Annotated in this window: 24 protein-coding genes and 4 pseudogenes; 11 read left to right on the top strand and 17 right to left on the bottom strand. The window is 67.7% G+C overall.

Annotation, left to right across the window (positions count from 1 at the left end; all coding sequences use genetic code 11):
• Positions 1-61: 61 nt before the first annotated feature.
• The 3 genes from atpE to HK415_RS27295 all read right to left on the bottom strand — a co-directional run bounded on the left by atpE (position 62) and on the right by HK415_RS27295 (position 1,772).
• Positions 62-325 (bottom strand): F0F1 ATP synthase subunit C, encoded by a 264-nt coding sequence (gene atpE / locus HK415_RS20860; RefSeq protein ID WP_112189215.1) that lies wholly within the window; start codon positions 323-325, stop codon positions 62-64.
• 88 nt (positions 326-413) lie between these two features.
• The gene (gene atpB / locus HK415_RS20855) at positions 414-1,286 is read right to left on the bottom strand and encodes a F0F1 ATP synthase subunit A (RefSeq protein ID WP_171562605.1); all 873 of its coding nucleotides are present in this window, start codon (positions 1,284-1,286) and stop codon (positions 414-416) included.
• 6 nt (positions 1,287-1,292) lie between these two features.
• A complete protein-coding gene (locus tag HK415_RS27295; protein WP_373684624.1) occupies positions 1,293-1,772 on the bottom strand; it encodes an ATP synthase subunit I in 480 nt (159 codons plus the stop codon).
• Between the two features lie 154 nt (positions 1,773-1,926).
• Here HK415_RS27295 and HK415_RS20845 point away from each other — a divergent pair, with 154 nt between their 5' ends.
• From HK415_RS20845 to HK415_RS20820, 6 genes and pseudogenes are all read left to right on the top strand, one after another.
• Positions 1,927-2,373, top strand: a complete 447-nt coding sequence (locus HK415_RS20845; RefSeq protein ID WP_171562602.1) for a CopD family protein — start codon at positions 1,927-1,929, stop codon at positions 2,371-2,373.
• Between the two features lie 102 nt (positions 2,374-2,475).
• Positions 2,476-3,357: a D-amino acid aminotransferase gene (locus HK415_RS20840; protein WP_171562600.1), complete on the top strand. Its 882-nt coding sequence runs from the start codon at positions 2,476-2,478 to the stop codon at positions 3,355-3,357.
• Between the two features lie 5 nt (positions 3,358-3,362).
• The gene (locus tag HK415_RS20835) at positions 3,363-3,665 is read left to right on the top strand and encodes a YbeD family protein (protein WP_171562598.1); all 303 of its coding nucleotides are present in this window, start codon (positions 3,363-3,365) and stop codon (positions 3,663-3,665) included.
• 5 nt (positions 3,666-3,670) lie between these two features.
• On the top strand, positions 3,671-4,336 hold the full coding sequence (gene lipB / locus HK415_RS20830) for a lipoyl(octanoyl) transferase LipB (protein WP_171562596.1): 666 nt from the start codon (positions 3,671-3,673) through the stop codon (positions 4,334-4,336).
• Between the two features lie 15 nt (positions 4,337-4,351).
• Positions 4,352-5,351 (top strand): annotated as a pseudogene (lipA, locus tag HK415_RS20825) (lipoyl synthase).
• A gap of 35 nt (positions 5,352-5,386) precedes the next feature.
• Positions 5,387-6,208, top strand: a complete 822-nt coding sequence (locus HK415_RS20820; RefSeq protein WP_171562594.1) for a DMT family transporter — start codon at positions 5,387-5,389, stop codon at positions 6,206-6,208.
• Positions 6,209-6,215: 7 nt separating this feature from the next.
• On the opposite strand, the gene HK415_RS20815 is transcribed toward HK415_RS20820, so the two are convergent.
• The 5 genes and pseudogenes from HK415_RS20815 to HK415_RS20795 all read right to left on the bottom strand — a co-directional run bounded on the left by HK415_RS20815 (position 6,216) and on the right by HK415_RS20795 (position 10,468).
• Positions 6,216-6,746, bottom strand: a complete 531-nt coding sequence (locus HK415_RS20815) for a hypothetical protein (RefSeq protein ID WP_171562592.1) — start codon at positions 6,744-6,746, stop codon at positions 6,216-6,218.
• 49 nt (positions 6,747-6,795) lie between these two features.
• A complete protein-coding gene (gene ptsP / locus HK415_RS20810; RefSeq protein ID WP_171562589.1) occupies positions 6,796-8,562 on the bottom strand; it encodes a phosphoenolpyruvate--protein phosphotransferase in 1,767 nt (588 codons plus the stop codon).
• Positions 8,559-8,824: pseudogene (locus tag HK415_RS20805) on the bottom strand (HPr family phosphocarrier protein). Before HK415_RS20805 ends, ptsP begins: the two are co-directional and overlap by 4 nt.
• Positions 8,793-9,248, bottom strand: a complete 456-nt coding sequence (locus HK415_RS20800; RefSeq protein WP_171562588.1) for a PTS sugar transporter subunit IIA — start codon at positions 9,246-9,248, stop codon at positions 8,793-8,795. Before HK415_RS20800 ends, HK415_RS20805 begins: the two are co-directional and overlap by 32 nt.
• Positions 9,245-10,468: an MFS transporter gene (locus tag HK415_RS20795; RefSeq protein WP_171562586.1), complete on the bottom strand. Its 1,224-nt coding sequence runs from the start codon at positions 10,466-10,468 to the stop codon at positions 9,245-9,247. The genes HK415_RS20800 and HK415_RS20795 overlap by 4 nt, the downstream gene beginning before the upstream one ends.
• 74 nt (positions 10,469-10,542) lie before the next feature.
• On the opposite strand from HK415_RS20795, the gene HK415_RS20790 reads away from it, so the two are divergent.
• The 3 genes and pseudogenes from HK415_RS20790 to HK415_RS20780 all read left to right on the top strand — a co-directional run bounded on the left by HK415_RS20790 (position 10,543) and on the right by HK415_RS20780 (position 13,118).
• Positions 10,543-11,778, top strand: a complete 1,236-nt coding sequence (locus tag HK415_RS20790; RefSeq protein WP_171562584.1) for a CaiB/BaiF CoA transferase family protein — start codon at positions 10,543-10,545, stop codon at positions 11,776-11,778.
• Positions 11,778-12,512 (top strand): alpha/beta fold hydrolase, encoded by a 735-nt coding sequence (locus tag HK415_RS20785; protein WP_171562582.1) that lies wholly within the window; start codon positions 11,778-11,780, stop codon positions 12,510-12,512. Before HK415_RS20790 ends, HK415_RS20785 begins: the two co-directional genes overlap by 1 nt.
• A gap of 103 nt (positions 12,513-12,615) precedes the next feature.
• Positions 12,616-13,118 (top strand): annotated as a pseudogene (locus HK415_RS20780) (TlpA family protein disulfide reductase).
• A 67-nt stretch (positions 13,119-13,185) separates the two neighbouring features.
• On the opposite strand, the gene HK415_RS20775 reads toward HK415_RS20780, so the two are convergent.
• Complete coding sequence (locus tag HK415_RS20775; protein ID WP_171562580.1) at positions 13,186-13,641, bottom strand: c-type cytochrome; 456 nt, start codon at positions 13,639-13,641, stop codon at positions 13,186-13,188.
• Positions 13,642-13,869: 228 nt separating this feature from the next.
• On the opposite strand from HK415_RS20775, the gene HK415_RS20770 reads away from it, so the two are divergent.
• Both HK415_RS20770 and HK415_RS20765 read left to right on the top strand, forming a co-directional pair.
• Entirely contained in the window at positions 13,870-14,484 is a 615-nt protein-coding gene (locus HK415_RS20770; protein WP_373684623.1) for a cytochrome b/b6 domain-containing protein, read from the top strand.
• 68 nt (positions 14,485-14,552) lie between these two features.
• Positions 14,553-15,071, top strand: a complete 519-nt coding sequence (locus HK415_RS20765; protein ID WP_171563588.1) for a GNAT family N-acetyltransferase — start codon at positions 14,553-14,555, stop codon at positions 15,069-15,071.
• A 7-nt stretch (positions 15,072-15,078) separates the two neighbouring features.
• Here HK415_RS20765 and HK415_RS20760 read toward each other — a convergent pair whose 3' ends face one another.
• From HK415_RS20760 to rplB, 8 genes and pseudogenes are all read right to left on the bottom strand, one after another.
• Positions 15,079-15,585 carry a peroxiredoxin gene (locus tag HK415_RS20760; RefSeq protein ID WP_171562578.1) on the bottom strand — a complete coding sequence of 169 codons (507 nt, stop codon included), beginning with the start codon at positions 15,583-15,585 and terminating at the stop codon, positions 15,079-15,081.
• Between the two features lie 82 nt (positions 15,586-15,667).
• Positions 15,668-15,937, bottom strand: coding sequence for a 30S ribosomal protein S17 (gene rpsQ / locus HK415_RS20755; protein ID WP_171562576.1), 270 nt, complete (start codon positions 15,935-15,937; stop codon positions 15,668-15,670).
• Between the two features lie 9 nt (positions 15,938-15,946).
• A complete protein-coding gene (gene rpmC / locus HK415_RS20750) occupies positions 15,947-16,153 on the bottom strand; it encodes a 50S ribosomal protein L29 (protein WP_171562574.1) in 207 nt (68 codons plus the stop codon).
• A gap of 14 nt (positions 16,154-16,167) precedes the next feature.
• Positions 16,168-16,584, bottom strand: a complete 417-nt coding sequence (gene rplP, locus HK415_RS20745) for a 50S ribosomal protein L16 (protein WP_171562572.1) — start codon at positions 16,582-16,584, stop codon at positions 16,168-16,170.
• 2 nt (positions 16,585-16,586) lie between these two features.
• Positions 16,587-17,541, bottom strand: a pseudogene (rpsC, locus tag HK415_RS20740) (30S ribosomal protein S3).
• Positions 17,542-17,549: 8 nt separating this feature from the next.
• Positions 17,550-17,882, bottom strand: a complete 333-nt coding sequence (gene rplV, locus HK415_RS20735; protein ID WP_171562569.1) for a 50S ribosomal protein L22 — start codon at positions 17,880-17,882, stop codon at positions 17,550-17,552.
• 17 nt (positions 17,883-17,899) lie between these two features.
• Positions 17,900-18,169, bottom strand: coding sequence for a 30S ribosomal protein S19 (rpsS, locus tag HK415_RS20730; RefSeq protein WP_171562560.1), 270 nt, complete (start codon positions 18,167-18,169; stop codon positions 17,900-17,902).
• Between the two features lie 12 nt (positions 18,170-18,181).
• Positions 18,182-19,006 (bottom strand): 50S ribosomal protein L2, encoded by an 825-nt coding sequence (gene rplB / locus HK415_RS20725; protein ID WP_171562558.1) that lies wholly within the window; start codon positions 19,004-19,006, stop codon positions 18,182-18,184.
• Positions 19,007-19,008 lie beyond the last annotated feature (2 nt).

The following is a 19,008-nucleotide window of genomic DNA, read 5'->3' as shown; positions in this document are numbered from 1 at the left end:
TTCATCCTTGCTCCCGGGGCGCTGGGCTCCAGGGAATGGGTTGGCGAAAGGATGGGACTTCTTACTTCGGCAGGTTGGCGATCTGGCCCAGGAACGGGTTGGCGGTGGCGAACCACAGCGCGATACCCGTGCCGATGATGAAGGCCGCGTCGATCAGGCCGGCCAGCAGGAACATCTTGGTCTGCAGCTCGTTCATCAGCTCGGGTTGGCGCGCGGCCGACTCCAGGTACTTGCTGCCCATGATGCCGATGCCGATGCAGGCGCCGATGGCACCCAGACCGATGATCAGGCCGGCGGCCAGGGCGACAAAGCTGATAACTTCCATGATTGCTCCTAAGGACTTTGGTTGACGAGAGAAAAGGGAAACGAAGGGTTCTTCTTGCGCGGCCCCGGGGGCCGCGGTTCGGGTTTCTTTAGTGCGCGTCGTGGGCCTGGCCGACGTAGACGAGCGTCAGCATCATGAACACGAAGGCCTGCAGCGTGATGATCAGGATGTGGAAGATCGCCCAGGCCGAGCCCGCGATGATGTGGCCGATGGCCAGGCCGATGCCGGTGGCGGACAGCGACCAGGCGCCGCCCATCAGGGCGATCAGCAGGAAGATCAGTTCGCCGGCGTACATGTTGCCGAACAGTCGCATGCCGTGCGAGACGGTCTTGGCGACGAACTCGATGATCTGCATCAGGAAGTTGAAGGGCCACAGCAGCGGGTGGCTGCCGAAGGGCGCGGTGAACAGCTCGTGGATCCAGCCGCCCAGGCCCTTGATCTTCACGTTGTAGAACAGGCACACCAGCAGCACGGACAGGGACAGGCCCATGGTGACGGAGAGGTCGGCGGTGGGCACGACGCGCATGTAGGCGTGGTGCGGGTCGCCGCCGGCGGCGCCGTAGATGCGCTCCCAGATGTACGGGATCAGGTCGACCGGCAGCAGGTCCATCGCGTTCATCATGAAGATCCAGACGAACACGGTCAGCGCCAGCGGCGCCACGAACTTGCGGCTCTGGGCGTTGTGGACGATGCCCTTGGCCTGGGAGTCGACCATCTCCACCAGGATCTCCACCGCGGCCTGGAAACGGCCCGGCACGCCCGGCGTCGCCTTGCGCGCGGCCTTCCAGAGGAAGAAGCAGGTGACCACGCCGATCAGGATCGCCCAGAACAGCGAGTCCCAGTTGAAGACGGTGAAGTCGACGACGTTGGCCGGCTTCTTGTTCTGCCAGAACGTCAGGTGGTGGACGATGTATTCACCCGCGGTCGGACCGTGCGCCGCGGCAGCGCTGTCAGCAGCCATGTTTCTTTAGCTCGATTTCGTCTTGGGCCGCGGCACGAACGCCAGGGCAACCCAGTAAACCTTCATCGCCAGGACCAAGCCGATCAGCAATGCCGGCCAGCTCAGTCCCGCCACCAGCCTCGGCGCCAGGGCTATCAAAGCCAGCGTCAAGGCGATCTTCACCATCTCCCACAGCAGGAATCCGACTGCCGCCGTCCCTGCATTGAGCGATGCAAACTTTCCGGTCAGTCCCCGGGCGAACACCGCCGCGGGAATCAACACGGCCAGAGCTCCGTACGCGACGGACCATCCGACGTTGTGCTTCCCGGTGGAGCCAGGCGGCCAGCCCGGCCACGACCCCCACCCCGGCCTGTCCCACCACCACCCACCACGGGGATACCGGGGGTTCAGTTCGCGCACGCGGCGCGCCTCGTCGGCGCTCAGCGGCTGGACCGGGGATTCCTGAGTGTCTTCTTCAGGCAGCGGGGCGATTCTTCTGGTTGGCATGGACCGCCGCTGTAAGTCCTGAAAATTTCGGAAAGCCTCCCATTATAAGTAGAAACCCCCGCCGTCCCCAAGCCCCCTGATGCCGCTCAGACGCCGGGGCCGCATCGCGCCGCCGGCGCGCGCACAATCCGCGGCCTCCGCTCCCTGGAATTCCATGCGCAACCTGCTCCTGTTCCTGCATCTCGCCGCCGCCATCTTCTGGATGGGAGGCATGGCCTTCGTGGTGCTCGCGCTGCGCCCCGCGCTGCACGCGCAGCTGCAGCCGCCGCAGCGCCTGCCGCTGATGGTGCAGGTGCTGCGGCGCTTCTTCGTCGTGGTGATCGCCAGCATCGTGGTGCTGCTGGCCACCGGCGGGCCGCTGCTGATGCAGGTGCCTGGCGCGCAGGCGCCGCGCGGCTGGCACGCGATGGCGGGACTGGGCGTGCTGATGGTGCTGGTGTTCGGCCACATCTTCTTCGGGCCGTGGCGGCGCATGCAGCGCGCAGTGGCGGCGCAGGAGTGGCCGGAAGGCGGCAAGCGCGCCGGGCAGATCGCGATGCTGGTGAAGGTGAACCTGGGGCTGGGGTGGCTGGCGATCGCAGCGGTCTTGTTGTGGCGTTGATCCGGTAGGCTGGCGGTGAACGCGACAGCGTGAACCCCAGCGCTGGGGTTCGCTGGCGCTCGCCGCCAGCCTGCGAATCCGTGAACCGGAGAGAATGACGCCATGCGTGACGACATCCCTGCCCTGCCCTGCTACCTCAACGGCGAATTCAGCACGGTCCGCGAAGCCAAGGTGAGCGTTCTGGACCGCGGCTTCATCTTCGGCGACGGCGTCTACGAGGTGGTGCCCGCCTACGACGGCCGCCCCTTCCGCTTCGAGGAACACATGAACCGCCTGGACCGCAGCCTGGGCGAGCTGCGCATCCGCAACCCACTGGACCGCGCTTCCTGGCGCAAGCTGGTGGACGACCTGGTGGCCGCCTATGCGAAGCACGTCGGCAAGAAGCCGGCGGAGACCAACCAGCTGGTGTACCTGCAGGTCACGCGCGGCGTGGCGATGCGCGACCACGTGATGCCGTCGGACATCGAGCCGACGGTGTTCGCGATGGTCAACCGCCTGTACATCTACACGCCCGAGGAGCGGGCCAAGGGCGTCATGTGCGTCACGGCGGACGATTTCCGCTGGAAGAAGGCGCACATCAAGAGCACCAGCCTGGCCGGCGCGGTGCTCTCGCGGCAGATGAGCGCGGACGTGGGCGGCAACGAGACCATCATGTTCCGCGACGGCTGGCTCAGCGAAGCGGCGGCCTCGAACGTGTGGGTGGTGAAGGACGGCGTGGTGCTCGGCCCGCCGAAGGACAACCTGGTGCTGGAAGGCATCCGCTACGGCCTGCTGGAAGACCTGTGCGACAAGGCCGGCATCCCCTTCGAGCTGCGCCGCGTCAGCCGCGAGGAGGTGTTCGCGGCCGACGAGATCCTGCTGTCGTCGGCCACCAAGGAGATCCTGCCGTGCACGACGCTGGACGGACAGCCAGTTGGAAACGGCCGGCCCGGCCCCATCTACGACAGGCTGTTCTCAGGCTACCAGCAAGCCAAACGCTCCTGACCAGAATGTCCGCTTCCATCTTCCCGCCCAAGTCCCTTGCCGCCGCCGGCAAGGAGTCGCTCATCGAATATCCGTCCCGCTTCCCCATCAAGGTGATGGGCGCGAAGGTGGATGGATTCGTGCACGCCGTCACGCAGATCGCGGCGCAGTTCGACCCGAGCTTCGACGCATCGACGGTGGAACTGCGTGACAGCAGCAAGGGCAACTACCTGGGCGTCACCATCACCATCACGGCCACCAGCCGCGAGCAGCTCGACGCCATCTACATGGCGCTGACCTCGCATCCGATGGTCAAGGTCGTCCTGTAAGCACCATGCAAGTCAAGGTGCTGGGGCGGGTGGACTACCTGCCCACGTACCAGGCGATGGCGGCCTTCACCGAAGGCCGCGTCGCCGGCACCCCCGACGAACTCTGGATCTGCGAACACCCGCCGGTGTTCACGCAGGGGCTCGCGGGCAAGGCCGACCACGTCCTCGATCCGGGGGACATCCCCGTGGTCTCCACCAACCGCGGCGGCCAGGTCACCTACCACGGCCCCGGGCAGGTGGTCGCCTATCCCCTGGTGAACCTGCAGCGCGCCGGCTACTTCGTCAAGGAGTACGTGTACCGGCTGGAGGAAGCGGTGATCCGCACCCTGGCCGAATACGGCGTGACCGGCCATCGGGTGGCGGGCGCCCCCGGCATCTACGTCCGGCTGGCCGACCCGTCCTCGCACGAGGCGCTGACCGGCCCGGCGCCCGGCGGCGACCCCTTCGCCGGCCTCGGCAAGGTCGCCGCCCTGGGCATCAAGGTGAGCCGCCATTGCAGCTACCACGGCCTGGCCCTGAACGTGTCCATGGACCTGCAACCCTTCGAACGGATCAACCCTTGCGGTTACGCAGGACTTCGGACGGTGGACCTTTCTACAATCGGCGTTTCCACCACATGGAATGAGGCTGCCGCTTTGCTGGGCCACAAGCTCGAGGCGCTGCTCTCCTGACCCGCAAGGACCCCCATGAGCTCCAGCAACGTCGTGCGCGAGGCGCAGTCCGTCGAGACCTACGAGGCCACCGCCAAGCAGAAGGCGGCCGCCAAGCTCTCGCGCATCCCGGTGAAGGTGGAGCAGGGCGAGATCCTCAAGAAGCCGGACTGGATCCGCGTCAAGGCGGGCTCCGCGAGCTCGCGCTTCTACGAGATCAAGCAGGTCCTGCGCGAGCAGAAGCTGCACACCGTGTGCGAGGAAGCCTCCTGCCCCAACATCGGCGAGTGCTTCGGCAAGGGCACGGCCACCTTCATGATCATGGGCGACAAGTGCACGCGCCGCTGCCCCTTCTGCGACGTGGGCCACGGGCGCCCGGATCCCCTGGACGCCAACGAGCCGCAGAAGCTGGCCGAGACCATCGCCGCCCTGAAGCTCAAGTACGTGGTGATCACCAGCGTGGACCGCGACGACCTGCGTGACGGCGGCGCCGGCCATTTCGTCGACTGCATCCGCAAGACCCGCGAGCTCTCGCCCGGCACCACGATCGAGGTGCTGGTACCCGACTTCCGCGGCCGCGACGACCGCGCGCTGGAGATCCTGAAGGCGGCGCCGCCGGACGTGATGAACCACAACCTGGAGACGATCCCGCGCCTGTACCGGGAAGCGCGTCCCGGCTCCGACTACCAGTTCAGCCTGAACCTGCTGAAGAAGTTCAAGGCGATGTTCCCCGCCATCCCCACCAAGAGCGGCCTGATGGTCGGCCTGGGCGAGACCGACGAGGAGATCCTGGCGACCATGCGCGACATGCGCGCGCACGACATCGAGATGCTCACCATCGGCCAGTACCTCGCGCCGACCACCTCGCACCTGCCGGTGCGCCGCTACGTGCACCCGGACACCTTCAAGATGTTCGAGCAGAAGGCCCACGAGATGGGCTTCTCGCATGCCGCCGTGGGCGCCATGGTGCGCAACTCTCTATCACGCGGACCAGCAGGCACACGCGGCGGGCGTGGCGGTCGACGGCCAGGGCTGAGGCCCTGCCCGGCGGGCGCGCTAAGCTCGCGCCCCATGCATTCCAAGCTCTACGCGCTCGGTGCCATCGCGCTGTGGGCCTCGCTCGCCTCGCTGGCCGTCACCCTGCGCCACGTCCCGCCCTTCCTGCTCACCGGCCTGGCCCTCGTGATCGGCAGCGTGCCGGCCTGGCCGCTCGCGCGCCAGTGGAAGGTGCCGGCGCGCACGCTGGCCCTGGGCCTCTACGGCCTGTTCGGCTACCACTTCCTGCTGTTCATCGCCTTCCGCGTGGCGCCGCCGGTAGAGGCGAACCTGGTGAACTACCTGTGGCCGCTGCTGATCGTGGTGCTGGCGCCGGTGTTCCTGCCGGGCCTGCGACTGAAGGCGGCGCACGTGGTGGCCGGGCTGGCCGGTTTTGCCGGCGCGGCCATCGCCATCCTCGGCGCGGGCAGCGCCAGCGGCACCTGGTCCTGGGGCTACCTGCCGGCGCTGGCCTCCGCCTTCATCTGGGCCAGCTACTCGCTGTGGACGCGGCGCGTGCCGGCCTTCCCGACGGCGGCGATCGGCCTGTTCGGCCTGGTCTCGGGCCTGCTGTCGCTCGCCTGCCATGCGCTGCTGGAGCCCGCGACCACGCTGCATTCACGGGACTGGCTGTTCATCGCGCTGATGGGGCTGGGGCCGCTGGGCGCCGCCTTCTTCCTCTGGGACAAGGCGCTGAAGACCGGCGACGCGCGCCACATCGGCATCCTCAGCTACCTCACGCCGCTGGCTTCGACCACGCTGCTGGTGCTGGTCACCGGACGCGCGTTCACGGCGAGCATCGCGTTCGCCGGGGCGCTGATCATCGGTGCGGCGGTGCTGGGGACGCGGGCGCGCTGACGCCTGGTCAGGAGACGCGTTCGTAGCGCAGGGTCAGCACCACGTTGTGCCGGACCGTGGTGAACGTGGTCCCGTCGAACAGTCCTCCCTCCGTGAGGTCGGCGGTGATCGTCAGGGTGACGGCCGTGCCGACTGCGCAGGAGCCGCAGCCCACGTAGTTGGTGATCGACAGGCCGTGCACCTGCACGGTGAAGCCGCTGTCGGGGTCGGTGACCGAGATCGTGCTGCCATTGGCGGTCACCGTCTTGTTCGGGAACCGGCCCGCCTGCAATGCCGCGGCCGTGCTGGTCGTGAACGCGCCGGCCTCGCTTTCGGTCGGCACGTCCGCTGCCGTCACCGTGAGCTGCGTGGAGGTGGCGCCGACCGTCCCTCCCTGGAAGGTGATGGTGCGCAGCCACGTGCCCTGCAGCGCCGCGCCTCCGGGGCTGATCGTGCGAATCTCGCCACTGCCGCCGCCGCCGCCCCCGCCGCAGGCAGCCAGCGCCAGCAGCAGCGCAGCCGCGAACAGCCACCGAAAAGGACCTGCATCCAGCTTCATGTCCATGCTCCCTGTTGGTTGGGAGCGATGGTAGATCGACTCGGCGAATTCAGGCGGACAGCGCCAGCCCAGGGTCCTCGGAGTCCACGACTTCGCGCGACCACGGCGCCAGCCGGCCGGCGTCCGCGCGCAGCACCTCCTGCTTGACCGCGAGGATCTGCGCCGGGTGCATGGAGAAGCTGCGCAGCCCCAGGCCGAGCAGCAGGCGGGTGAACTGCGTGTCGCCCGCCATCTCGCCGCACACGCTGACGCCCTTGCCCTGGCGCACGCACTCGGAGATGGTGCCGGCGATCAGGCGCAGCACCGCCGGGTGGCAGGGGTCGTACAGGTGGGCCACCGACTCGTCGGCGCGGTCGATCGCCAGCGTGTACTGGATGAGGTCGTTGGTGCCGATCGACAGGAAGTCGAAGTACTTCAGGAAGGTGCGCAGGGACAGCGCGGCCGCGGGGATCTCGATCATCGCCCCGATCGGCACGTTGCCGTAGGGCACGCCGCGGTTGTCGAGCTCGGCCCGCGCGAAGTCGATCAGCGACAGCGTCTGCCGGATCTCGGTGGCGTGCGCGATCATGGGGATGAGCATGTTCACCTTGCCGTGCGCCGAGGCGCGCAGGATGGCGCGCAGCTGCGTGCGGAACATCTCCGGCTCCGCCAGGCTCCAGCGGATCGCGCGCAGGCCCAGCGCGGGGTTCAGGTGCGCCTCGTCGCGCGGCTTCTCGTCCAGCGGCTTGTCCGCGCCAACGTCGAGCGTGCGGATGGTCACCGGCAGCCCTTGCATGCCCTCCACGGCCTTGCGGTAGGCGAGGTACTGTTCCTCCTCGTCGGGCATGTCGCCGATGCCGCGGCCCATGAATAGGAACTCGCTGCGGAACAGGCCGACGCCGACCGCGCCCACCCGCAGCGCCCCCTCGGCGTCCTCGGGCAGCTCGATGTTGGCGAGCAGCTCCACCTTCTGGCCGTCGAGCGTGACGGCGGGCGTGTGGCGCAGGCGGCCCAGGCGGCCGCGTTCCAGCTCCACCTGGCGCTGCTTGAAGCCGTACTCGGCCAGGATGATTGGCGAGGGGTCCACGATCATCACGCCGGTGTCGCCGTCGATGATCACCCAGTCGTCCTGCCGCACCAGGTTGCTGGCCGAACGTGCGCCGACCACCGCCGGGATGTCCAGGCTGCGCGCGACGATCGCGGTGTGCGAGGTCTTGCCGCCGACGTCGGTGACGAAGCCGGCGAACACGCTCTGCTTGAACTGCAGCATGTCGGCCGGCGACAGGTCGTGCGCCACCAGCACCAGCGGCACGTCCACGCTGTCGTCCAGCAGCAGGTCCTGCTGCGTCTTGCGGCGCGGCGCCGGTTGCTGCACGGGCGAGGGCATGCCCTTCATGTAGCGCAGGATGCGTTCGGCCACCTGCTCGAGGTCGGCCTTGCGCTCGCGCAGGTACTCGTCCTCCATCTCGTCGAACTGGCGCGACAGCGCTTCCAGCTGGGTGGTCAACGCCCATTCGGCGTTGTACAGGCGGTCGGTGATCCAGTGCTTGATGCCGCTGATCAGCTCCTCGTCCTGCAGCAGCATCAGGTGCACGTCCAGCAGCGCGGACAGTTCGTGCGGGGCTTCCTTGGGCCCCATGGTCGTGATCGTCTGCTGCAGCCGGTGGATCTCGTCGACGACCGCATTGCGGCCGGCGCGGATGCGCTCGATCTCCGCCTCGACCTGCGAGGGCTGGATGAAGTAGTGGACCACGTCGGCGCGGCCCGAGCCCATGACCACGGCGCGCCCGATGGCGATGCCACGCGCGACCGCGATGCCATGGACGGAGAAGGTCACTCGCCCTCCCCGAACTTGTCGTGGATCAGCGCCAGCAGCGTCCATCGCTTCCTGCTCCTTGTCGCCGCTGGTCTCCAGCGTGATTTCCGTGCCCATGCCCGCGGCCAGCATCATCACGCCCATGATGCTCTTGGCGTTCACCCGCCGCTCCCCGGCTGATCCAGACTTCGCAGGGATAGCTGCCCGCCAGCTTGGTGAGCTTGGCGGAGGCGCGGGCATGCAGTCCCAGCTTATTGTTGATGGTCGTGTTCTTCTTGATCATGGTTGCGTCGAGGCTGGTTCTGCGGCGCCGTGATCGCCACCTGCATCACGCCCTGCGTGCCGCCGACCACCGCGCGCGACACCAGCGTGTCCAGCGACTCGTGGCGGTAGCTCACCGAGCGCAGCAGCATGGGCAAGTTCACGCCCGTGATCAGGCGCGAGGACACGCCGTCCACGAGCTTCTGGGCCACGTTGCTCGGCGTGGCGCCGAAGATGTCGGCCAGCACCAGGACGCCCTTGATCTGCGGCAGGCGGCCCAGCTGGTCGAGCGCGATGCGCGCGGCGCCCAGCGTCTCGTCCGGCGACAGGTTGGGCTGCACGTCGATCGCCACGACATGCTCGCCGCAGTCGGGGAACACGTGGAGCGCGCACTGCCGCAAGGCATTGGCCAGGGGCGCGTGGGCGATCAGCAGGATGGCGTTCATGGGCTTTGCTGCCGATTATGGCTTCTGCTCCACAGGAACCAGCCATAGGACAGCACGTTGGCGACCAGGTACGTGGCGAAGGCGGCACGGAATGCGCTGACCACGTCCATTCCGAGGGCCCCGAAGCCGTCGATCAGCAGGCCGATGCCCCACTGCACGACGAACACGCCGCCGAAGATCACCAGGTTGTAGCCGGACAGGGCCCGGCCGGCCAGCGAGGCCGGGAAGGCCATGCCGACCGAGGGCTGGGCCAGGGCGACGAAGGTGGTGCTGACGCAGAACAAGGCCAGCATCAGCGGCCCGGCCTGCGGCCCCGCCAGGATCAGCGCGGCCAGCGCCAGCAGGCTCAGCGGCGTGCCCCAGGCGATCAGCCGGTCGGCGTCCAGCCCGCGCCGCTGCAGGCGCAGCGTGACCAGGCCCCAGGTCCAGAAGGTCACCAGCATGGCGATGTTGATGGTGAACAGTCCGGCGGCGGACGCGAGCGGGTCGAAGCCGGTCACGCGCACCATCCACGGCCCGGCCCACAAGGTCTGCACGGCGATCATGCCGCCGTAGTTGAAGAAGCCGATCGGCGACATCTGCCAGAAATAGGGGTGCCGCCACACGGCCCGGTAGCTGCCGGGCTCGCTGCCGGGCTCGTGCGGCACGGCCTGCCAGTTCGGCACCACCAGCGCGATCACCGCGATCGCCACCACCAGCAGCACGGCCAGGCCCCAGAACAGCGGCCGCCAGCCGACCACCGGAAGCAGCCACTGCACAGGCAGTGTCGAGGCCAGCATGCCGAAGGAGCCCGTCATCAGCATCCAGGAATTGGTGCGCAACTGCACCTGCGGGCTGAACCAGCGGCGAAAGCCGGTCAGCGGCGCCATCAGGCAGGCTCCCACACCCGCGCCGCACAGCACGCGCGCCGCCAGCAAGGTGGAGAAGTTGGTGGCGAAGGCGAATACCAGGCAGCCGACCACCGCCACGCCGAGGAACCACACCAGCACCTTCTTCGGCCCGTGCCGGTCCAGCCAGGTGCCCAGCGGCAGCTGCATGGCCGAGAAGCCGAGGAAATAGCCACCCGCCAGCAGGCCGAGGTCGCCGGCCTGCAGCTGGAACTCCTGCGTCAGCGTCGGCGACAGGGTCGCCGTGATCGCCCGCAGCAGTGCGGAGAAGAAGTACGTGAAGGCGAACGCAAGGAAGACGGCCACCACCTGGCGGCGCGCGAGCAGGGACATGAGCTTCCTGGATGGAGGGATGCGCGGCTCTGGCGTCCGCTGCGCCCATTATCCGTTTCCCCATAATGGAGCGCATGAATGCTCTCGATGGAATCCGCGTGCTCGACCTGTCCCGCGTGCTTGCGGGCCCGTGGTGCACGCAGACGCTGGCCGACCTGGGCGCGGACGTGATCAAGATCGAACGCCCGGGCACCGGCGACGACACGCGCACCTGGGGCCCGCCCTTCCTGAAGGACCGCGCGGGCGAGGACACGGCGGAAGCGGCCTACTACCTGGGCACCAACCGCAACAAGCGCTCGGTCACCTGCGACATCGCGCGGCCCGAGGGCCAGGCGCTGATCCGCGAACTGGCGCAGCACTGCCAGGTGTTCGTGGAGAACTTCAAGGTCGGCGACATGGCGCGCTACGGCCTGGACTACGAGGCGCTGCGCGCCATCAATCCGCGCATCGTGTATTGCAGCGTGACGGGCTTCGGCCAGACCGGTCCCTACCGCGAGCGCGCCGGCTACGACTATGCGATCCAGGGCATGGGCGGGCTCATGAGCATCACCGGCGAGCGCGACGACCTGGGCGGCGGCCCGCAGAAGGTGGGCGTGGCGGTAGCCGACCTCTTCACCGGCATGTATTCGGCGGTCGGCATCCTCGCGGCGCTGCGCCACGCGGAGCGCACCGGCGAAGGCCAGCACCTGGACATGGCGCTGCTGGACACGCAGGTGGCGATGCTCGCCAACCTGGGCGCCAACTACCTCGTGAGCGGCAAGGCGCCGGGCCGCGCCGGCAACGCGCACCAGAACATCGTGCCTTACCAGGTGTTCGAAGTGGCACCCGCGGCCGACGGCAGCAAGGACCACATCATCCTGGCCGTGGGCAACGACGGCCAGTTCGCCAAGTTCTGCCAGGTGGCGGGCCGGCCCGAGCTCGCCGGCGATCCGCGCTTCGCCAAGAACCAGGACCGCGTGCGCAACCGCGCCGTGCTGGTGCCGCTGCTGGAAGAAGTGATGAAGACGCGGCGCAAGTACGACTGGCTGCCGGCGCTGGAGGCGGCCAAGGTGCCGTGCGGCGCGATCAACAACCTGGCCGAAGTGTTCGCCGACCCGCAGGTGCGCGGCCGCGGCATGGTGCACCGGTGGGATCATCCGCTCGCCGGTGCGCTGGACCTGGTTGCGAGTCCCCTCAAACTCAGTGGCACGCCGGTCCGCACGGACATCCCGCCGCCGCTGCTCGGGCAGCACACCGGCCAGGTGCTGGCGGAAGTCCTGGGCTGGGATGCCGGACGCATTGCGGCGCTGCGCGCCCAGGAGGTGATCTGATGGCGAACTTCGTTCTCGTGCACGGCGCATGGCATGGCGGCTGGTGCTGGCGGCGGGTGGTGGATGCGCTGCATGCGCAAGGGCACCGTGCGTTCGCGCCGACGCTCACCGGCGTGGGCGAGCGGGCGCACCTGATGTCGCCGCTCATCACGCTGGAGACGCACATCGCCGACGTCGCCGGCCTGATCGAGGCCGAGGAGCTGCAGGACGTGGTGCTGGCCGCGCACTCGTACGCCGGCATGATAGGCACGGCCATCGCCGACCGCATGCCGCAGCGCCTGAAGCACCTGGTGTACGTGGACGCGGTGGTGCCCAAGCCGGGCGAGAGCTGGAGCAGCACACACGCCAGCGCCACGCGCGAGGCGCGCCTCGCCGCCGCCAAGGCCTCCGACGACTACAGCTTCCCCGCGCCCGATCCCGCGGTGTTCGGCCTGGCTGCCGAAGACCACGCCTGGGTGCAGCGCCGCCAGACGCCGCATCCCGGCCACACCTACCAGGCGGCACTGCAGTTCGACCCGAAGCGCGTGGCGGCCGTGCCGCGCACCTTCATCGACTGCGTGCAGCCGCGCCTCGGCACCATCGATTCGATCCGCCCGCGCGTGCGCGATGCGAACTTCTGGGACGGCGCCTGGTCCGCGGGCGGCGGCATCCGCGTGCACGAACTGGCCACCGGGCACGACCCGATGGTGAGCGCGCCGCAGGAGCTGGCGCGCATGCTGGTGGCCTGCGCCTGAGCGGGCCTTGCCAGGGGTCAAGCAGGCGGCGCGCGGCGCGAACTTTTCCCTTGGGCCAGAATCCTTCCTGCAGCGCCACCATGGCGCACAAGGCAGAGCAGACATGGCGGGCAAGAGCAAGTGGATCCTGGGAGCGGCGGCGCTGGCCATCGCGGCAGCGGGCGCATTCTTCGTGGCAGGCGGATCGTCCGCGGCGCCGGAGACGACCTTCGTGCTGCTGGACGGATCGAAGAAGACCACCAGCGACCTCAAGGGCAAGGTGGCCCTGGTGAATTTCTGGGCGACCAGCTGCACCACCTGCGTGGCGGAGATGCCGAAGATGGTCTCCACCTTCGACAAGTACAAGGCCAGGGGCTACGAGCACGTGGCCGTGGCCATGAGCTACGACCCACCGAGCTACGTCGTCAACTTCGCGCAGACGCGCAAGCTGCCCTTCAGCGTCGCCATCGACAACACCGGCGGCGTCGCCAAGGCCTGGGGCGACGTGCAGCTGACGCCCACCACCTACCTGGTGAACCGGAAGGGCGAGATCGTGAAGCGCTATGTCGGCGAGCCGAACTTCGCGAGCTGCACCAGCTGATCGAGAAGCTGCTGGCGGAGACCTGATCCGCAGGTGCGAGCCCAAAGGAAAAAGCCCCGCGTCGCGGGGCTTTCTTCATGGTGCCGCCAGTGCTCACTGGTTGCGGTAGTTGTCGTGGCAGGCCTTGCAGGTCTGCGCGGTCTGGCCGAACTGCGTCTTCAGGGTGTCGAGGTTGTTGGTCTTGGCGGCGGCCAGCAGTTTCTGCGTTTCGGCCTGCATCTTGTCGGCGCCTTCCTTGAACTTGACCTGCTCGGCCCAGATCTCGCCCTTGGCCTTGGTCTGGGTCACGTCCTTGGTGCTGACGTGGAAGCCGGGCCAGGGCAGCTTGGCCATGTCGGCGACCACTTCCGCGTTCGCAACGGCGGCCTGCGCGTCGTAGGGCACGCGGCCGTTGGCCATGGCGCCGATGCGGCCGAAGTGCTGGCCGAGCACGAACATGGAACTCTGGCGATACTTCACCGCGTCTTCCGGCTTCGCGAACTGGGCGGAGGCGGGGGTTGCCAGCGTGAACGCTGCGGCGGCGACGGCGAGGGTGGCAGCAAACTTCATGAACTCTTCTCCGTTGGTTAAAGTGGCGATTGCCGGTAGGCCTGATGTTGACGGAAGTGCGTGAAAAAGTTCGCGCATGACGCAGGCACCCCGGGAATCTACTAGGAGCCGGCAGCGGCGCACAACGGCTTTCGTCGCATGCCTCCAACAAGAAGAGGACTCCATGTCGCATCGCGTCCGTGTCTGGGACCTGCCCACTCGTTTATTCCACTGGTTACTTGTTTTTTCGTGACCGGTCTCGTCATCACGGGCTACACCGGCGGCAACGCGATGCAATGGCACGCGCGCTTCGGCTACGCGGTGCTCACGCTGCTGCTGTTTCGCATCGTCTGGGGTTTCATCGGCGGCCACTGGTCCCGCTTCGCGAACTTCCTGCACGGGCCTTCGAGCATCCTCGCGTACATCGGCGGACGCGCGCATCCGGACCATCTCGTGGGCCACAACCCGCTCGGCGCGGGCTCGGTGTTCGCGATGCTGCTGGTGCTGCTGGCGCAGGTCGCCACCGGCCTGATCGGCGATGACGAGATCGCCTTCACCGGCCCGCTCAACCGCTTCGTCTCGAGTGCCGCCGGCCTGCGCGCGACCTGGTATCACAAGCAGGTCGGGCAGTGGCTGCTGATCGGCCTCGTCGTGCTGCATGTGGCCGCCGTCGTGTGGTACCTGCATCGCAGGCAGCAGAACCTGGTGCGGCCGATGGTGGTGGGCGACAAGGAGCTGGCGGCGCCCGCGCCGTCCTCGCGCGACGACCTGCGCTCGCGCATGGTCGCGCTCGTGGTGCTGCTGGCCTGCGGCGCGCTGGTGGCCTGGGTGGTCGGCATCGGCGGTACGGCCCGGGTGGAATAGCTCAACCTTGCGGCGGGATTAAAATCCGTCGTCCATGGACTCGCTTCCCCGACCTTGGACACCGCCCCCTGCCCCTGATCGAACTGACGACACCGGAAAACGCCCGCGACCTCGACGCGGTGCGCGTCATCTTCCGGGAATACGCCGATGGGCTCGGCGTCGACCTGTGCTTCCAGCATTTCGAGGACGAGCTCGCCGGCCTGCCCGGCGACTACGCCCCGCCCCGCGGCGCACTGTTGCTGGCGCGCGTGGATGGCGAACTGGCGGGCTGCTGCGCCCTGCGCGCGCTGGACAACGCCGACTACCCCAATGCCTCGGAGATGAAGCGCCTGTACGTGCGCAAGGCCTTCCGCGGCTTCGGGCTGGGCCGCCAGCTGGCGGAGGCAGCGCTCGATGCCGCACGGCGCGCCGGCTACGACTGCGTGCTGCTGGACACGCTGGACGACATGGAAGCCGCCCGCGCGCTCTACGAGGACCTCGGCTTCGAGGACATCCCGCCCTACTATCACAACCCCATCCCGGGGGCGCACTACCTGAAGGCGGACCTCTGGGACAGCCGGCCTGCTCCGCTGAGCAGCCGGCTCTGAAGCGGCGTCAGCCCTTCACCTGCGACAGCATCGTCTGCGCGTCGCTCACCTCGAACTTGCCCGGTGCCTCGACGTTCAGCGCAGCGACCTTGCCGTCCTTCACCAGCATCGAATAGCGGTTGCTGCGCAGGCCCATGCCGCGCGCGGTGAGGTCCAGCGTGAGGCCGGTGGCCTTGGCGAAGTCGCCGCTGCCGTCGGCCAGCATGCGCACCTTGCCGGCGGTCTTCTGGTCGCGCGCCCAGGCGCCCATCACGAAGGCGTCGTTGACGCTCACGCACCAGATCTCGTCCACGCCCGCACCCTTGAGGTCGTTGAACTTCTCGACGTAGCCGGGCACGTGCTTGGCCGAGCAGGTCGGCGTGAAGGCACCCGGCAGCGCGAACAGCGCGATCGTCTTGCCCTTGGTGGCTTCGCTCACCTTCACCGGGTTGGGGCCGATGCTGCAGCCGTTGCCTTCGACTTCCGAATATTCCATCAGCGTCGCGTCGGGCAGCTGGTCGCCTACCTTGATCATGGTCATCTCCTCGTTGGGGTTGGACAAAGAAAACGGCCCACGATTGTGGGCCGTTTCCGGATTGCCTGCAGGGCAGCGAGGGTTAGACCTCGGCGGCCTTCTCGACCAGGCGGGTGGCGACCCAGTTCTTGGTCTTGGAGATCGGCTTGCTCTCCTGGATTTCGATCACGTCGCCGGTGTGGTACTGGCCGGTCTCGTCGTGCGCGTGGTACTTGCTCGACTTGATCACGATCTTCCCGTACAGCGGGTGCTTCACGCGGCGCTCGACCAGAACGGTCACGGTCTTGGCGCGCTTGTCGCTCACCACCTTGCCGACCAGGGTGCGCTTGAGGGAGGTCTTGGCTTCCGTCATGTTCACTCCTTACGACTTGGCGGATTCCGCACGCTTCTGGGCCAGGATGGTCTTGGCCCGAGCGATGTCACGACGCGTGGAACGCAGCGTGGCGGTGTTGTTGAGTTGTTGCGTCGCCTTCTGCATGCGCAGGCCGAAATGGGCCTTCTGCAGGGACTTCACTTCGGCTTCGACGCCGGCGGCGTCCTTGGTGCGGAGATCCTTGGCTTTCGTCATTTCTCTTCGCTCCTTCAGGCGCCGAGCTGGCGGGACACGAACGTGGTGCGCAGCGGCAGCTTGGCAGCGGCCAGCTTGAACGCCTCGCGCGCCAGTTCTTCCGGCACGCCCACGATCTCGAACACGACCTTGCCCGGCTGGATCTCGGCCACGTAGTACTCCGGGTTGCCCTTGCCGTTACCCATCCGCACTTCTGCGGGCTTCTGGGAGATCGGCTTGTCGGGGAACACGCGGATCCAGATGCGGCCGCCACGCTTGACGTGACGGGAGATCGCGCGACGCGCGGCCTCGATCTGGCGGGCCGTGAGGCGGCCGCGGTCGGTGCACTTCAGTCCGAAGTCGCCGAACGCCACGGAGTTGCCGGTGGTGGCAATGCCCGTGTTGCGGCCTTTTTGCTCTTTGCGGTATTTGCGGCGAGCGGGTTGCAGCATGTTTACTCTCCTTTACCGTCGGCCGGGGTGGCCGGCGCGGCGCCGGCCGCAGGGGTCTTGCGGGGCACGCGCTTAACGGTAGATTTCGGCGCTTCGGGAGCGCCTGCGGTTGCTTCTTGCGGCTTGTCGCTGCCGTCGGCCGGCGCGACGTTGGTCGTGCCGGACATCGAACGGCCGGCACCGCCGCCGGGGCCACGGCCGCCGCCAGGGCCGCCACGGCGGTCACCGCCGGGACCGCCACGGCGGTCGCCGTCACGGCGCGGGCCACGCGGGCCACGACGCTCTTCGCCTTCGGGACGCGGCGTGCTGTCCAGGGACGGCAGGTCGTTGCGGCCCAGGGTGTCGCCCTTGTAGACCCACACCTTGACGCCGATGACGCCGTAGGTGGTCTTGGCTTCGGAGAAGCCATAGTCGATGTCCGCGCGCAGCGTGTGCAGCGGCACGCGGCCTTCGCGGTACCACTCGGTACGGGCGATCTCGATGCCGTTCAGGCGGCCCGAGGACATGATCTATGCCCTGCGCGCCCAGGCGCATCGCGTTCTGCATGGCGCGCTTCATCGCGCGGCGGAACATGATGCGCTTCTCGAGCTGCTGGGTGATCGAGTCGGCGATCAGCTGTGCATCGACTTCGGGCTTGCGCACTTCCTCGATGTTCACGGCAACCGGCACGCCCAGGCGGGTGGCCAGTTCCTTCTTCAGGTTCTCGATGTCCTCGCCCTTCTTGCCGATCACCACGCCCGGACGCGCCGAGTAGATGGTGATGCGGGCGTTCTTGGCGGGGCGCTCGATCAGCACGCGGGAGACCGCGGCGTTCTTCAGCTTGGTCTTCAGGTAGTCGCGGACCTTGATGTCCTCGGCCAGCATGTCGCCGAAGTCGCGGTTGTTCGCGTACCAGCGGCTGTTCCAGTTGCGCGTGACGGCCAGGCGGAAGCCGGTCGGATGGATCTTCTGTCCCATGTTCTTCCTTAGTTCCCGACGGTCACGTACACGTGGCACGTACCCTTGCTGATGCGGTTGCCGCGGCCCTTGGCGCGCGCGGTGAAACGCTTCAGCACGGCGCCTTGTTCCACGTAGATCGTCTTGACCTTCAGCTCGTCGATGTCGACGCCGTCGTTGTGCTCGGCGTTCGCGATCGCGGACTCCAGAACCTTCTTGACGATGACGGCACCCTTCTTCTGCGTGAAGTTCAGGATGTTCAGGGCCTGATCCACCTTCTTGCCGCGGATCAGGTCGGCCACGAGGCGGCCCTTGTCGACAGACAGGCGCACACCGCGGAGGACTGCTTTGGTTTCAGCCATGGTTCAGTCTCACTTCTTCACGACTTTTTGTCGGCGGGGTGACCCTTGAAGGTGCGCGTCAGGGCGAATTCGCCCAGCTTGTGGCCCACCATCTGGTCGGTGATGTAGACCGGCACGTGCTGCTTGCCGTTGTGAACGGCGATGGTCAGCCCGATGAAATCGGGCAGGATCATCGAGCGGCGCGACCAGGTCTTGATCGGCTTCTTGTCCTTGTTGGCATTGGCCTTCTCGACCTTGCCCACCAGGTGGTGGTCCACAAACGGACCCTTCTTGAGAGAACGCGTCATTTGTGCGACCCCTTACTTCTTGCGGCGCGAGACGATGAACGTCTGCGTGCGCTTGTTGTTACGCGTGCGGTAGCCCTTGGTCAGGTTGCCCCACGGATCCACCGGCGGCTTGCCGGTGCCGGTGCGGCCCTCACCACCACCGTGCGGGTGGTCGATCGGGTTCATGGCGACGCCGCGCACCGTCGGGCGGATGCCCATGTGGCGCTTGGTGCCGGCCTTGCCGATCTGGCGCAGGCTGTGCTCTTCGTTCGCGACTTCACCGATGGTGGCGCGGCACTCGATGTGGATGCGGCGCACTTCACCGGAACGCATGCGGACCTGGGCGTACACGCCTTCGCGGGCCAGCAGCGTGGCGGAGGTGCCCGCCGAACGCGCGATCTGCGCGCCCTTGCCGGGTTGCAGCTCGATGCAGTGGATCGTCGAACCCACCGGGATATTGCGGATCGGCAGGGTGTTGCCGGCGCGGATCGGGGCTTCGGCGCCGGAGACCAGCGTCGCGCCCACTTCCAGGCCACGCGGGGCGATCACGTAGCGGCGCTCGCCGTCGGCGTACACCACCAGGGCGATGTGGGCCGTGCGGTTCGGGTCGTACTCGATGCGCTCCACCTTCGCCGGGACGCCGTCCTTGTTGCGGACGAAGTCCACCACGCGGTAGTGGTGCTTGTGGCCGCCACCCTTGTGGCGCACGGTGATGTGGCCGTTGTTGTTGCGGCCGGCCTTCTGGAACTTCTTTTCCAGCAGCGGCGCATACGGATCACCCTTGTGCAGGTGGTCGCGCGTGACCTTCACCACCTGGCGCTGGCCAGGGGAGGTCGGTTTCATTTTCACGACTGCCATGA

It is taken from the genome of Ramlibacter montanisoli (genome assembly GCF_013087525.1).
Classification (GTDB): Bacteria; Pseudomonadota; Gammaproteobacteria; order Burkholderiales; family Burkholderiaceae_C; genus Ramlibacter; species Ramlibacter montanisoli.
Note: the sequence above shows the minus strand (reverse complement) of the source record. Positions and strands in the feature narration are given on the sequence as shown.